This window comes from Bacillus sp. FSL L8-0193, assembly GCF_037976065.1.
In the GTDB taxonomy this organism is placed as follows: Bacteria; Bacillota; Bacilli; order Bacillales; family Bacillaceae; genus Bacillus; species Bacillus paralicheniformis.
Genome location: NZ_CP150261.1, coordinates 4126502 through 4141498, shown reverse-complemented (window position 1 = coordinate 4141498; position 14997 = coordinate 4126502). Strand labels below are relative to the sequence as shown.

Annotated in this window: 12 protein-coding genes and 1 riboswitch; of the genes, 6 read left to right on the top strand and 6 right to left on the bottom strand. The window is 45.9% G+C overall.

The features are described from left to right. Positions 1-17: 17 nt before the first annotated feature. The 3 genes from MHH76_RS20785 to MHH76_RS20775 all read right to left on the bottom strand — a co-directional run bounded on the left by MHH76_RS20785 (position 18) and on the right by MHH76_RS20775 (position 4526). Positions 18-995, bottom strand: coding sequence for a glycosyltransferase family 2 protein (locus tag MHH76_RS20785; RefSeq protein WP_023856914.1), 978 nt, complete (start codon positions 993-995; stop codon positions 18-20). 20 nt (positions 996-1015) lie between these two features. Next, complete coding sequence (locus MHH76_RS20780) at positions 1016-3256, bottom strand: glycosyltransferase family 39 protein (protein ID WP_020453485.1); 2241 nt, start codon at positions 3254-3256, stop codon at positions 1016-1018. A 139-nt stretch (positions 3257-3395) separates the two neighbouring features. After that, on the bottom strand, positions 3396-4526 hold the full coding sequence (locus MHH76_RS20775; RefSeq protein WP_023856917.1) for a 5-methyltetrahydropteroyltriglutamate--homocysteine S-methyltransferase: 1131 nt from the start codon (positions 4524-4526) through the stop codon (positions 3396-3398). Between the two features lie 73 nt (positions 4527-4599). After that, a riboswitch (SAM riboswitch) is annotated at positions 4600-4709 on the bottom strand. A gap of 318 nt (positions 4710-5027) precedes the next feature. Here MHH76_RS20775 and MHH76_RS20770 point away from each other — a divergent pair. After that, entirely contained in the window at positions 5028-5711 is a 684-nt protein-coding gene (locus MHH76_RS20770) for a DUF3298 and DUF4163 domain-containing protein (protein WP_023856918.1), read from the top strand. A 98-nt stretch (positions 5712-5809) separates the two neighbouring features. Here the strand turns inward: MHH76_RS20770 and MHH76_RS20765 are convergent, their stop codons facing one another. Then, positions 5810-6340 (bottom strand): chorismate pyruvate-lyase family protein, encoded by a 531-nt coding sequence (locus MHH76_RS20765; protein WP_023856919.1) that lies wholly within the window; start codon positions 6338-6340, stop codon positions 5810-5812. 196 nt (positions 6341-6536) lie between these two features. Continuing rightward, positions 6537-7511: a LacI family DNA-binding transcriptional regulator gene (locus MHH76_RS20760; RefSeq protein WP_023856920.1), complete on the bottom strand. Its 975-nt coding sequence runs from the start codon at positions 7509-7511 to the stop codon at positions 6537-6539. A 233-nt stretch (positions 7512-7744) separates the two neighbouring features. On the opposite strand from MHH76_RS20760, the gene MHH76_RS20755 reads away from it, so the two are divergent. From MHH76_RS20755 to MHH76_RS20735, 5 genes are read left to right on the top strand one after another with little or no spacing between them, the layout of a single operon-like run. Further along, entirely contained in the window at positions 7745-9043 is a 1299-nt protein-coding gene (locus tag MHH76_RS20755; protein ID WP_020453479.1) for a sugar ABC transporter substrate-binding protein, read from the top strand. An 11-nt stretch (positions 9044-9054) separates the two neighbouring features. Then, a complete protein-coding gene (locus MHH76_RS20750; RefSeq protein WP_020453478.1) occupies positions 9055-9993 on the top strand; it encodes a sugar ABC transporter permease in 939 nt (312 codons plus the stop codon). After that, a complete protein-coding gene (locus MHH76_RS20745; protein WP_039073073.1) occupies positions 9990-10838 on the top strand; it encodes a carbohydrate ABC transporter permease in 849 nt (282 codons plus the stop codon). The genes MHH76_RS20750 and MHH76_RS20745 overlap by 4 nt, the downstream gene beginning before the upstream one ends. A 34-nt stretch (positions 10839-10872) precedes the next feature. Beyond that, on the top strand, positions 10873-12108 hold the full coding sequence (locus MHH76_RS20740) for an MFS transporter (protein WP_039073072.1): 1236 nt from the start codon (positions 10873-10875) through the stop codon (positions 12106-12108). Positions 12109-12122: 14 nt separating this feature from the next. Next, positions 12123-13601: a glycoside hydrolase family 32 protein gene (locus MHH76_RS20735; RefSeq protein WP_039073071.1), complete on the top strand. Its 1479-nt coding sequence runs from the start codon at positions 12123-12125 to the stop codon at positions 13599-13601. Positions 13602-13738: 137 nt separating this feature from the next. Here the strand turns inward: MHH76_RS20735 and pepT are convergent, their stop codons facing one another. Next, on the bottom strand, positions 13739-14971 hold the full coding sequence (gene pepT, locus MHH76_RS20730; RefSeq protein ID WP_020453474.1) for a peptidase T: 1233 nt from the start codon (positions 14969-14971) through the stop codon (positions 13739-13741). Between the last annotated feature and the right edge of the window lie 26 nt (positions 14972-14997).

Sequence of the window (14997 nt, the reverse complement as noted above, 5' to 3'; positions counted from 1 at the left end):
TTTGGATCTCTTATCTTCTACATGATATGGCGCTGCGGAGCTGCCGCCCGCCGCTGTTCTTCAAATCCGTATTTGCCGTCAATGATATATAGCGGCCTGTCTTTCACTTCGTCATAAATGCGGCCGATGTATTCGCCGATCGCTCCGAGGATGATCAGGATAAAGCCGCTGAACAAGCATTGCAGAATGATCATCGAAGACCACCCGGTAATGGTGCTTGTCGTAAACAGCTTCATGCAGACGACGATGAAGGCATATATAAAACCGACCGCTGACAGCGCGATTCCTGAGTAGCTTGCCAGTTTCAGCGGCTGAAAGGAAAATGAAGTGATGCCGTCGAGCGAGAGCTTCAGCATTTTTTTGAGCGGGTACTTCGTTTCCCCTGCAAGCCGTTCGTGGCGCTCGTAATAGACGGCGGTCTGCTTGAACCCGAGCCAGCTGACAAGGCCGCGGACGAACGGATTTTTTTCTTTCAGCTTGTTCATTTCATTGACCACCTTCCGGTCCATGAGCCGGAAGTCTCCCGTATCCACCGGGATATCAACGTCTGTGAGTTTTCTTAAAATACGGTAGAACATGGCGGCCGTTTGCTTTTTGAAAAATGTTTCTCCTTCCCGCTTTGTGCGGACGGCGTATACAACGTCAAAGCCTTGGCGCCACTTTTCCGCCATTTCCAAAATCAATTCGGGAGGATCCTGCAAATCGGCATCGATCACCACGATCGCTTCGCCGGCAGCATAGTCGGTACCGGCCGTAATGGCGATCTGATGACCGAAATTTCTTGAGAAATTGATGCATTTTACTGCCGGGTCTGACTGAGCAAGCGACTTCAGCATGTGAATGCTGTCATCGCTTGAACCGTCGTTTACAAAAATCAGTTCATAAGGGTCGCCTGTCGAGTCCATGACGGTTTTTAATCGGTCATAGGTGCTTTGAAGCACTTCCGCTTCGTTGTAGACAGGGACTACGATTGAAAATGTGACTTGTCTCTGCATATTCATCACCTTTCCTTTCATCAATCAAGCTCCACTTTATAAAGCGTCTGATTTCCGCCAGGTCCGCCTGACTGGGAATCGTTATCTGAAGAAGAGCTGCTGTATTCGTTTTTTGAAATTTCTTTTCCGTTTTCTTTAATCCAGTTAGTGAATTCTGAGTTGTCTTGGCCTCGACCGTCGCTGATCATGAAGTACTTGACTTCGCCGTTTTTGACGAGCTTCTCAAGTTTTTCAACCGTCAAAATCGGGTCGCTTCCAGAGAATCCGCCCATCGCCATGACAGCTTTACCTGTTTTGATGATGTAAGATTGAGCAGACGTTGCGCTGGAGACCGCAAATAAATATTTTTCACCCGTGTTGTTCTTTTCAAGGTAGCTCAACAGTTCTTCATCGACTGATTCGCCGCTTCCAGGGCTGCCGCCGCTTGGTCCGCCTTGTTGACGGCCGCTTGCGCCTTCGCCGTTCTGATTTTGGCTGTTTTGGCCGGAACCGGTATCAGTTGAAGAATCATTGCTGTTTGAACCAGGACCGAAGCCAGGTCCGTTATTGTTGTTTTGATCACTGTCTGTTTGACCGTCTTGGCTGCCGAATCCGGGAGGTCCGCTGCCGTTGTTATTCTGCATCTTCCCTCCGCCACCGCCGCCAAATGATTGTGCGGATTTAGGTCCGGCCTGCGGAATCATGCCGTTTACACCGTCAGCGAGCGTTGCTGTTGTCCAATAGAAAGGTCCGATCAGCATGCCGAGCAGCGCTGCAAGTGATACATAGTAGCTGAATGACTTTCCTTTTTTGAAAAAGATGAGAAGGCAGCTTGTGACAATGCCAAAAGCGCCGATCAATATGCTCCAGACGATGCCGATTTCGCTGAGATAAGGACTCAAAATATACAATTCAAATGCGGTTGTCAGCAAAATTCCGATCGGCAGAAGCTGTTTTTTCCAGCCGCTTTCCTCCTGATAGAGGCGAACGAGCGCTGTCCAGCCTGCACCTGATAAAGCGGCAATCGGTGCTGCCAGCATGATCAGATAGTAATGGTGGAAGAATCCTGCGACGCTGAAGAATGCAGCGACTGGCAGAAGCCACATCATCCAGAAAATCGTTTCAGTCGTTATTTCATTGAATTTGCGTTGACCGCGAAGGCCCGTGATCAGCAAACCGATGATGCCGAAGAGTACAAACGGGATGAGCCAGCTTGCCTGTCCGGAAAGCTCGGATTGGAATAGTCTGAGAGGGCCAGGGTTTCCTGTGCCAAACATGCCGCTCGTGCCGCCGCCGGGACCTCCGCCGCCGCTTTGAACATCACCCTGCTGGCCGTCCGGTCCGCCTGAAGGCATCTCGCCCCCGCTCGGCGGAGCCATTTGTCCATTTGTCGAGTCTGAGTTGTTTTCGGTATCGCCGCTTTGCTGCTGCGGCATTTCCTGCTGCTGGTTCTTTTGATTTTGATCAGATGAGGGGGTTCCGCCCCCGCCAGCACCGTTTTGGCCTGTGAGACGCTGGATGCCGTTGTAGCCAAACGCCAGCTCAAGGACAGAGTTGGTCTGGCTGCTTCCAATATAAGGGCGCGAACTCTCCGGCTGACTATCGACGACTACCGCCCAGGAAACGGAAACGCCTGCCAGAACGATCAAGGCTGTGATAAGAGACACAATTTTTTTGCGAATCGTCGTTTTTGCTGCAATCATGTAAAACAGCAGGAATGCCGGTAATACCATGTATGCTTGCAGCATTTTGACGTTAAAGCCGACGCCGACCATACAGAATGCGCCGAGCAGCCAGCCGATTTTTCCTTTCCGGACTGCTTTAAACAACATCCAGGTTGCAATCATCAAACAAAGGGTGAGAATGCTGTCGACGTTGTTTGTATGGCTGACCGCAACGGCAATCGGCGTACACGCCATAATAAGAGCTGAAATTCTGGCCGCCGTTTTGCCAAAAGTAGGTTTTACAATAAAGTACAACAGTGCTACGGAAATCACTTCGGCAATCGCTTCAGGAAGAACGACGCTCCAGCCGTGCACGCCGAACACAAGTGCAAAAAGTGTCTGAATCCAGAGTGCAACCGGCGGTTTATCAACTGTTACAAAGCCTGCTGGATCAAATGATGCGTAAAAAAAGTTATGAAAACTTTGGGTCATACTTTCAACGGCCGCCGTATAGTAGGCGTTGTCTGTGTCACTATTCCAGATGCCGTACAAGTTTAAAGCTGCAGATAATACAAGAATGAAGACCAGGAATATATCGATTTTCCTTTTCTTAATCATTGTTCGATCACCTCACTAAAGAGCATTATAGAAGCCAAATATGATCAAACTATGAACAAATCAAGAAGGAATTTTAAATTGTATAGAGGGGCAAAAAAAAGAGACATGCCGTCAGGAGGCATGTCTCAAATATGAGGTGTTATTTCCATACGTCTTCTGCGATCTCGACGACATGGCGCAGTTTTTCCCATTGCTGCTCTTCCGTCAGGAGGTTGCCTTCTTCTGTGGAGGCAAAGCCGCACTGCGGGCTTAGGCACAATTGGTTCAGGTCGACGAAGCGAGCTGCTTCGTCGATGCGCCGCTTAATATCATCCGGGTTTTCAAGCTCTCCGAATTTGGACGTGATCAGACCGAGGACGATCTGCAAGTCTTTCCGTTTGACATAGCGAAGCGGTTCGAAGCCGCCGGAGCGCTCGTCATCAAATTCAAGGAAAAGTCCGTCTAAATTGAGTCCGTCGAAAATCGTTTCTGCAGCCGCATCGTAGCCGCCTTCCGCCACCCATGTTGACTGGAAGTTGCCGCGGCAGATGTGCATGGTGACCGTCAAATCGTCCGGGCGTCCTTCAACTGCTTCATTAATCGTGTTGGCGAAGGACTGGCGCAGTTCATCAGGCTGGCGGCCGAAGGCTTTGATCTGCTCATGTCCTTTGTCTGAGAAAAATACCGACCAGGCCGTGTCATCCAGTTGCAAATAGCGGCAGCCGGCATCGTAAAATGCGCGGATCGCTTTTTTGTAAGCCTGCGCGACATCGTGATGGAACTCATCCAGATCCTCGTACGGGCTTTCTCCAAGTTTTCCTCTGAAAAACAGCATATTCGGGCTCGGAATCGTCATTTTCGGCGTATGTGTGCCCGCAATATCATGAAGAAATTTATAATCTTCCAGCATCGGATGGTTTGTAAAATCGACTTTGCTTGTTACTTTGATTCCGCGCGGCTTCGTTTCAACATTATGAAATTGAATGCCCTTATCCGCTGTATATCCTTCTACGCCGTCAAGCCCTTCAAGAAAATCGAAATGCCACCATGACCTGCGGAATTCCCCGTCAGTAACGGCTTTAAGGCCAATTTCTTTTTGCTTTTCGACAATGCGCTTGATCTCTTCGTTTTCGACTTCGCGCAGTTGTTCAGCGCTAATTTCACCGTTCGCTTTTTGAATACGCGCTTTTTTTACGGGCGCAGACCTTAAAAGACTCCCCACCTGATCAGCTCTGTACGGTCCGATTTTTTTCCCAGGCGTTTGCTTCAGTACATCGGTTGATTGTGTCATGCTTCATCCCTCTTTCTTTATAGACATAAAAAAGCTCTTCCCGATAAGGAAGAGCTTGATATATTCAATCTCCTCCTTATCTTCAAGAGCACGTACATGCTCTTAAGGATTTAGCACCATTCTGTCATAGACAGCGGTTGCCGGGTTTCACAGGGCCAGTCCCTCCACCACTCTTGATAAGGAAAACCTTTTTATGCAATTTTTTAATAGTTTTAATATTAATACTTTTTATAAAAATGTCAATGGGTTTAAAAAAACTATTTGGTTTTTCATTTTCTTCTTCTGCGGTTAAACCGGAGGGCGTATCGAATCAGCGTGTGAATTTTTTGTCAAGACAGTCGTTCAAATGGTCAACAAGGTGCTGAACGAACAGGGTGAATTAGAATATTTTTCAATTTTTATCTCCGAAAATAGAAACTTTCTCGCGAGTTCACCGGTCTATCATGTGTACCCGATTTCAAAATGGGTATGATAAACAATGACAGATTAAGGAGGGTTCTTATGAACAAAAAAACAGTGTTTAAAGCGTTAGGTATGCTGATGACAGGGGTATTGTTTTTTGCGCTGTACGGTGCGGCCGCACTTCCTTCTGCACACGCGGCAAATGAAAAAAAGCCGACGGTCACGAGCCATACTTACAAAAACATTAAGGCTTTGAAATACCCGCAGGTTGCAAATGTAAGCAGCAAATCTCTCCAAAATAGGATCAACAAAGATTTTAAACGTTATATTGAGCAGTCCTACAAAGATTATGTAAAAAACAAGAAAGACGGCCAACAGCACGGATACCAAACAGATTATCAAACGTCCTTTGAAGTGAAATACCGGACCGGCCAAAAGCTAAGCATTCTGACAAGTAATTACGTCTACTCCGGCGGAGCGCACGGAAATACGGCAGTCCGCTCTTTCAACTATGACCTTGCCTCTAAAAAGCGGGTGTATTTATCAGATATCTTAAATACAAAATCGAAAATGGATAAGACAAAAACATACATTTACGACTATATTCAAAAACACAGCGACATTTTCTTCCCGGATGTGAAGAAGAAAGACATCGTCCTTGGTAAAAACACGGCTTTTTATTACACAAAAGACGGCATTGCGATCGTCTTCCAGCAATACGATGTCGCTCCTTATGCTGCCGGAAATCCGGTCGTTGCCGTGCCGAAAACGGTGTATCAATAAATAACAGCCCCTGTTTCGCAGGGGTTTTTGTTTTGAGGGAAGAAGGAATGGGGAGGTTATGGAAGCCTTTTCATGAAGTGGCAGCTGACGGGCATGATTCAGCCCGCAGTCCGTTCGCAGATTTTTTCTAAATCGAATAGCTCGCAGACATAGAACATGCACTGCCGGCCGCTGATAATCTGATATTTTTTAAAAGCATATGTCCGGTCTGCTGAAACAGGTACAAGTTGTGTGAAATGTTTTCCCAGGCAGTCGCCCGTACTGAAAATTTCACGCCTTGACTCCAGTTCTGCAATGATTTTCCCGATGGGAAGCCTTTCTGCCTGCAAATCTTGTTTGATGGCGGGCGGCAGTAAGTTTGTTTTAACATAGACATAATTATAAGATAAATAATCATCGCCTGTTTTCAAAGAGGAAGTTCTAAACAAGATGTCATCATCGCGTTGAAACAGCCTCGCTTCTTCAGGTGACAGCTTGTCATAATCAATATTATTTTGCTGAAAAACTTCGATTTCGGCTTTGCCACCGATCAGCGTTTCAATCGCTTTGGTTGTTGAACCATCGGTTTTGGTTAACATGTCTTTTACAATAGCAACTAGAGTTTCAGGAAAAAAGTGGCTTACGCTCAATGAAAGGCACCCCCGTACCAAAATTAGAATTTTTTGAAAACTTGTCTTTAAATTTATCATGTGGAGATGCGTTTGTCTAGAAAAATAAGTTAAATTTTAGGTTAGTAATGTAAATTTTATATTTTTAACAATTGGATAGATCAGGATATGTATGGAAAAAGGAGACGTCAATGTCTCCTTTTTTTGTGCGATTCATTTAAGTCGTCTCTCCTTCTAAAAGCTGTACGGGCAAATAGGTTTCCAGCGGTAAATCATCGAATTCGCCTTCAATGGCTTTGGACAAAATCTCGATGGCCGTCTTGGAAATGAGTTCAATCGGCTGCTGGATGGTTGTCAATTCCGGGAGGATGGACTGAACGGCTTCCGTTCCGTCGTAGCCGATCACCTTTAATAGCCCGGGAATGTCTTTTCCGCGTTTTTTTGCTTCGGTGATGACTGTAGCGGCCATGAGGTCATCGCTGGCAAAAATGCCGTCAGCCGCAGGCTGTTCATCAAACAGTTTTGAGATGATTTCCCGGTAATTTTGATGAAAGGGAACCTCATATGTAATCGGCTGTCTTCCGTGTTGTCGCATCACATCTTCATATGCTTTTCGTCTAAGATTTGCCGGTGTTTTCAGCTCAATTGGTCCGTTGAGATGGATGATGTGCCGGCAGCCTTTTGCAATTAACAGTTCTGTCGCTTTTCTTCCTCCGTCATAGTTATTGGAGCCGATGACGGGAATCGTTTCCGATAAGTAATGATCGATGGCGACAATCGGCAGGTTTTGCCGATGATAGTTTAAGATTCCCCTGTTGTAGGTCACGGCGATGACGCCGTCCACTTGATTTCGCATCAGCATTTCCAAGTATTTTTCTTCTTTGTCTTTGCGGTTCAAGCTGTTGCAAAGCAGCAGTTTGTAGCCCATGGCAGCGCAGATGCTCTCAATATGAAAGGCCAGTTCGCCGAAAAACGGGTTGCTGGAGTTAGGGATGATGAGCCCTATTAAATGAGTTCGTTTACGAAATAAAGAGCGGGCCAAATCGTTTGGAAAGTAATTGATTTCTTCCATCGCTTTATAGACTTTTTCTTTTGTTTTTTCACTAATATAGCCGCGGTTATTTAATACCCGCGATACGGTTGTTGGTGAAACTCCCGCTTTTTTTGCAACGTCGTGAATGCTAGGCTTCATTCCCTTTTCCCCCTGCTAGTTTACTGAAATGGCTTACAATTCTCGTCACGCACTTATTTTAGAGAATCGGACTGATATGTGCAAGAAAATGCCATGATTCTGAGAAATGTACCGGGATGAATAATTGGGGAAAAAATATGTCAACCGGTTGACATGTGAAACCGGTTGACATACAATTCATTTGAAAGCGCTTTTATCTGTTGATTTATGAAAAATGGGGGGAAGTGACAAAGATGAAAAGGTGGCTCTTCGGAATTTTTTCATTGTTACTGATGTTTGCGATGTGGGGCTGCAGCAATAGCAAAAGTGCAAATAGCCAAGATGGGAAAACGCTTACGATGTGGGTGCACGTATCTGATGATAGTGAAGAAGGAAAGGTCTATCAAAAGCGGGTGGACGCTTTTAATAAAAAGTATGCCTCTGAAAATGTCAAGGCCAAAGTTGATTTCATTCCCAGAAGCGGAAACGGTGGCGGATATGAAGACAAAGTGAACGCGGCGCTGACAACGAACACCCTGCCGGATGTGATCACTTTGGACGGACCGAATACGGCGGCTTATGCGAAATCAGGCGTAATTGCGCCATTGGATGAGTATATCAAAGACCAGGATGATTTATTGCCGAGCATTAAGCAACAGGGAACCTACGGGGGGAAACTGTATGCGATCGGCGTCAGCGAATCGTCGGTCGGTATTTACTATAACAAAAAAATGCTGAAGGACGCCGGCGTTGATTTGAAAACGCTGCCAACGGTTGAGAATCCATGGACGTGGGACGAATTCCTTGAGCTTTGCAAAAAGCTGAAAAATAAATATGACAAACCGGCCATCGATATGCAGTTGCAGTCAAAAGACGAAATGCTGACCTATGCGCTATTGCCATTTGTTTGGTCGGCTGGCGGTGATATCCTTTCAAAAGATGGCAAGAAAGCGGAGGGTGTTTTTAACGACAAACTGACCGCTGAAGCGATGACATTTATTCAAACAATGCTGAAGGAGGGTTATACGACCCGGACTCCGGTTAAGCAGGCGTTTGAAACGGAAAAATATCCGATGAAAATGAGCGGTGTCTGGACGGTAACCGACATGGAAACAAATTTTCCTAATGTCGATTATGGTGTAATGCCGTACCCTGTTTCGCCAAAAACAAAAAAGCTTGTGTCCCCTTCAGGAAGCTGGCAGTTCGCCATGACACAGACGTCTGAAAACAAGGAATGGGCGGCAAAATTGGTCGATTGGATGACAAACAAGGAATCCAACCTGGAATTGAGCCGTTCGATCGCTGTGCTGCCTGTGCGCTATTCATCAGAGAAAGTGCTGGCAAAAGAATTCTCAGATGAAATGAATGTCTTCTTGCAGCAGCTGAAAGAAACGGGGCACGCCCGACCGGTGACACCGGCATATCCGCAGGTGACACGCGCATTTCAGCAAGCGATCGATGACATCAGCTTCTTTGATCAGCATCAGGATATTCAATCGGTGCTGGATACGCGTGCAAAAGAAATGCAATCAGCCATCGATAAGGCTAACTAGAAGGTGGAACCATGAATAAAATTCCGTTGAAAGAAGCAAGGACGGCCTTTCCGCTGAAAAAAATCCCGGCCAATAAAATAGGGTGGCGGGACAATGTGCTGGCCTATACATTTTTAGGTCCGTCCTTGCTGATTTTGTCAGTGTTTCTCGTGATTCCATCGATTATGGCGGTTTACTACGCATTTACAGATTATTATTTGTTAACACCTGACATGCGCAAGTTTGTCGGTTTTGACAACTTTATCAAATTGTTCAAAGACCCTATTTTCTTGAAAAGTTTGAGCAACACATTGAAATTTGTTGTCCTTGTGATTCCGTTGCAGATCGGGGCCGCTCTCGGGCTGGCCCTTCTGTTGAATAAAAAGCGCAAGGCCAATACGTTTTTCAAAGTCGCATACTTTAGCCCCGTCGTCATGTCGCTTGTTGTCATCTCCGTTTTGTGGCTGTACTTGCTGAATCCGAATGAAGGCATGATCAATAACGTGCTGACGCATATCGGTTTATCGCCGCAGCCGTTTTTGACAAGTCCTGATCAGGCGATCTTTACAATTGTTTTCGTTTCAGTCTGGCAGGGAGCCGGATTTCAGATGCTGATTTTTTTAGCAGGCCTGCAAAACATTCCCGGAGATGTCTACGAGGCGGCGCAATTGGATGGTATGAATAAATGGCAGCGGTTTATTTATATTACATTGCCTTTGTTGAAGCCGACGTCGATTTTTATCTTTATTACAACGCTGATCAGTGCGTTTAAGCTCCTCGTGCAGCCAATGGTCATGACCCAGGGGGGACCAGTCAATTCAACGATGACAGTTGTCTATTATATTTATCAAACGGGATTTACCGATCGGATGGTCGGCTATGCAAGTTCAATTGCGCTTTTGTTTGGCACGATGATTGGATTGGTGACGCTTGCGCAGCGCAAGTTGGTGAAGGAGGATGAAGGCGGATGAGAAGGAAATTCGGGCCTGTGACGATACTGGAATATATATGCCTTGTTTTGCTGGCGGTTCTGTTTATATTTCCGCTGATTTGGATGGTTGCTTCATCGATGAAACCGGAAGCCGATATTTACAACAATATCAGCAGCATTCAAGCGTTTCTCCCGTCTTTTCATCCGTCGGAATGGTTTCAATCCTACAGGGAAGTGCTGTCACGGTTTGATTTACTAATGTATATCGGTAACAGTCTGTTTTACGGTTTGTGTGTGGCAGCGGGAGCTGTCATCATCAACGGAATGGCGGGCTTCGCATTCGCCAAGCTGCAATTCACAGGTAAAAAAGTGCTGTTTACCATATTGCTGGCACTTTTAATCGTGCCGATGGAAACGATTTTAATCTCGCAGTTTACAATTGTTCATAAGCTCGGACTTGTTGATACGCGCCTTGCCGTGATTTTGCCGGCGCTTGCCGGGGCTTTCAATATTTATTTGTTCCGAAACTTTTTCATGGCGATCCCGGGGGAGATGATTGAGTCGGCCAAGCTGGACGGAGCCAACACATGGCAGATTTTCTGGCGGGTGATGCTGCCGATGTCGAAACCGGCTGTTGCTACTGTGGGGACATTGGCTTTTATCGGCAGCTGGAATGACTATATTTGGCCGCTGATGGTTTTGACGGATAAGTCGAAATTTCCGATCCAGGTGGCGATTACAGCCATCAACAGCACCGAGCCGGTTTATACGAACCAGGTAATGGCTGTCTTGACGATTTCCACGATTCCGCTGATTCTCATCTACATTGTAGCCCAACGCTACATTTTAGATGGCCTCGGCGGTTCAGGGACAGGCATCAAATAGATACATCCAAATCGGGTTAAAGGAGCAAATGAAAATGAAAAGCTCAAACAGTCTGTATTGGAAACTAAGCGCTTATTTTTTCTTTTTCTTTTTTACTTGGTCTTCCAGCTATTCTTTATTTGCGATTTGGTTAGGGCAAGAAATCAATTTGAACGGGTCCGCGACAGGCATTATCTTTTCTGTAAACGCTATCTTTACTTTGTGCATGCAGCCTTTGTACGGTTTTATCTCTGATAAGCTCGGTCTGAAGAAAAACATATTATTTATGATCAGCTTGCTTCTCGTATTTACGGGTCCCTTTTATATTTTCGTCTACGGACCGCTTTTACAATACAATGTCTTTCTCGGGGCTATCGTCGGCGGAATTTATTTGGGAACTGCTTTTCTCGCCGGAATCGGCGCGATTGAAACCTTTATTGAAAAGGTCAGCCGCAAATATCACTTTGAATATGGAAGAACAAGGATGTGGGGATCCCTCGGCTGGGCTGCGGCGACATTTTTTGCAGGTCAGCTGTTCAATATCGACCCGAATATCAACTTCTGGGTTGCTTCCGTTTCAGCAGTCATATTGGTAGCCATTATTGTTTCCGTAAAAATTGAGATGACAGATGATGAAAAGGAAAGGGCAGACTCGGTCGGATTAAAAGACGTGGGAGGGCTTTTTCTCTTAAAAGATTTCTGGTTTTTGATGTTGTACGTGATCGGCGTAACTTGCGTATACGGCGTCTATGACCAGCAGTTCCCGCTTTACTACGCTTCCTTATTTCCGACTCCGGCTCTGGGGAACCAAATATTTGGATACCTTAACTCATTCCAAGTATTCATTGAAGCGGGCATGATGTTTCTTGCGCCTTTCATCGTCAATAAGCTTGGTCCTAAAAAAAGTTTGATTTTAGCGGGGCTGTTAATGGCTTTCCGCATTATCGGCTCCGGACTTGTCAGCGGACCGGTCGGAATTTCATCAATGAAACTCATTCATGCTTTAGAATTGCCGATTATGCTGATTGCGGTGTTTAAATATTTGGCGACCAATTTTGATAATCGTCTTTCATCCGTACTTTATCTTGTCGGCTTTCAATTCGCATCCCAGGTAGGCACGTCGATTTTTTCGCCGCTTGCGGGAGGCTTATACGACAGCATCGGATTTCGCCACACTTATCTTATCATGGGAGCAATGGTCCTTTGTTTCACCATTATTTCGATTTTTACCTTGCTAGACTCAAAGAAAGACGTTGAATTTGCTCAAAGTCTACAAAGAAAGCATATATAGAAAGGGTGTCACAGATGAATAGAATTCACCAGGCAGAAGAAGCATTGAAGAAAGCCGGAAAAAAAGTGAATCACCGATACCGAATGGGCTATCACATGATGCCCCGGGCAAACTGGATAAATGATCCAAACGGACTGATTCAATATAAAGGGGAGTATCATGTCTTTTATCAACATCATCCGTATGATGAGAATTGGGGGCCGATGCATTGGGGCCATTTGAAGAGCAGGGATCTTATTCACTGGGAACACTTGCCGATCGCTTTAGCCCCTGGCGATGCATTTGATGAGAGCGGCTGCTTCTCAGGAAGCGCAGTCGAATATAACGGCGACCTTGCTTTAATCTATACAGGGCATAATATGATAGATGAAGAGAAAGACGATTTCTATCAAAATCAGAATATAGCAGTCAGCAAAGATGGTATCACCTTTGAAAAACTGAAAGAAAACCCTGTCATCGCAGAGCCGCCGGAAGACAGCTCCCGCCACTTTCGCGATCCGAAAGTATGGAGGCATGGTGAGACCTGGTATATGGTGATCGGAAACGCCTCAAAAGAAAATGTCGGTCGGGTCATTTTATATCGCTCGCCTAACTTTGTAGATTGGGAATATGCAGGCGTCCTCGCCCAAAGCGACGGGAATCTCGGCTTTATGTGGGAATGTCCGGATTTCTTTGAATTAGACGGCAAACACATTTTGCTGATTTCTCCTCAGGGTATAGAGGCGGATGGTGATTCATATCAGAATCTGTATCAAACAGGCTATTTGATTGGAGATTATGATGAAGACACGAATGAGTTTGTACATGGCTCCTTTAAGGAATTGGACCATGGCCATGACTTTTATGCCGTGCAAACTTTGTTGGATGACAAAGGGCGCAGAATTGCGATTGGCTGGATGGATATGTGGGAGTCAGAGATGCCGACGAAAGCGGACGGATGGTGCGGGGCTTTAACTTTGCCGCGTGAATTGACGTTGAAGGATGATCACAAAATTTTAATGAATCCGGTTGAGGAGACTCAATTACTTCGTGAATCGGAACATCATGAATGTGCCAATCAATCGATTTCCGGCAGCTATTTGATAAAGACAGCCGAAAAGCTTCTTGAAGTGGTGGCCGTTTTTGATTTGACAATTTGCAGTGCCGAAACGGTTGGCTTAAAGATTCGGGGGATTGGTCAGGAAGAGACAATCATCCAGTACAGCTTGGCTGATCAAAAGCTGACGCTCGACTGTTCAAAGTCCGGCAAAGCGCGGGACGGTGTGAGAAACGTACGGCTTGAAGCGGAGGAGAAGCTCACCTTGCATCTGTTTCTTGACAGATCGTCTATTGAAGTATTTGCAAACCATGGTGAAGCGACAATGACCAGCCGCATATATCCCAAAGAAGGAAGAGCCGGGATTGAGCTGTTTTCTGAGAAAGGCAATGTACGGGTCGAAGAGTTCACTTACTGGACGCTGAAAGATATTTGGAAAGGCGATGAAGCTAAATGAGCAGAATATTTTGCATCGGTGAGACGTTAATCGGCTTTATGCCGAAACATGTTCTGATTTCGGCAAAGCGCAGATAAAGATTGATCTGACAAAAAAGCGGCTGTCGTGTCTTGCAGCCGCTTTTCGCTTTTTTCGTATTACGCTCTTTCTTCAAACAGCTTCACAATTTCCACGATGACATTGGCGGCTTTTACCATATTGTCGGCGGAAATATACTCGTATTTTCCGTGAAAGTTTTCCCCGCCTGTAAAAATGTTCGGACAAGGAAGCCCCATGTATGAGAGCTGGGAGCCGTCTGTACCGCCGCGGATCGGTTTCACAACCGGCTCGATGTCCAGATTTTTCATTGCTTCATAGGCAATGTCGACAATCTCTTTGACCGGTTCGATTTTTTCCCTCATGTTGTAATATTGATCATTCATGTCTACTGTGATGCTGTTTTCGCCGTATTTGGCTTTAAGGTCGTTTGCGATTTGTTGGACGTTGGCTTTTCTCTCGTTAAATCGGTCTCTGTCAAAATCCCTGATGATATAGGAGAGAGTGGTTTCAGAGACATCGCCCTTGATCGAAAGCAGATGGTAGAAGCCTTCATAACCTTCAGTAAATTCAGGGGCTTCGTTTGCCGGAAGTCCGGCGTGAAACTGCATCGCGATTTTGGCGGCATTGACCATTTTTCCTTTTGCTGTGCCGGGGTGGACGTTCGTTCCTTTACAAGTGATTTTCGCGGCTGCAGCATTGAAGCTTTCGTACTGCAGTTCGCCGAGCGGTCCGCCGTCAACCGTATACGCGAATGTGGCGTTGAACGCCTCTACGTCAAACTTGTGGGGCCCTCTGCCGATCTCTTCATCAGGCGTAAAAGCGACTCTGATCTTCCCGTGTTTGATTTCGGGGTGCGCAATTAAATATTCGATTGCCGTCATGATTTCAGAGATTCCCGCTTTATTATCGGCGCCGAGCAAAGTCGTTCCGTCGGTAGTGATCAATGTATGTCCCGCATAATCTGCAAGCTCGGGAAATTCCTTGGGCGATAAGACGACATTGAGAGATTCATTCAGCACAATGTCCTTTCCGTCGTATTGTTCGATAACCTGCGGATTGACGTTCTTTCCGGTAAAATCTGTTGCTGTATCCACATGAGCCAGGAAGCCGATCGTCGGCACCTCTTTTTCCGTATTCGAAGGAAGCGTCGCCATCACATAGCCGTTTTCATCGATTGTGACGTCCTTCATGCCGATCTCTTTCAGCTCTTCAACAAGCATATTGGCAAGCGTCAGCTGCCCGGGAGTGGAAGGCGTCGTCTGACTGTTTTCATTTGACTGCGTATCCACTTTCGCATAAGAAATGAGACGTTCAATCAGTTTGTTCTTCATGTTTCCTTCATCTCCAATTGTTGGTT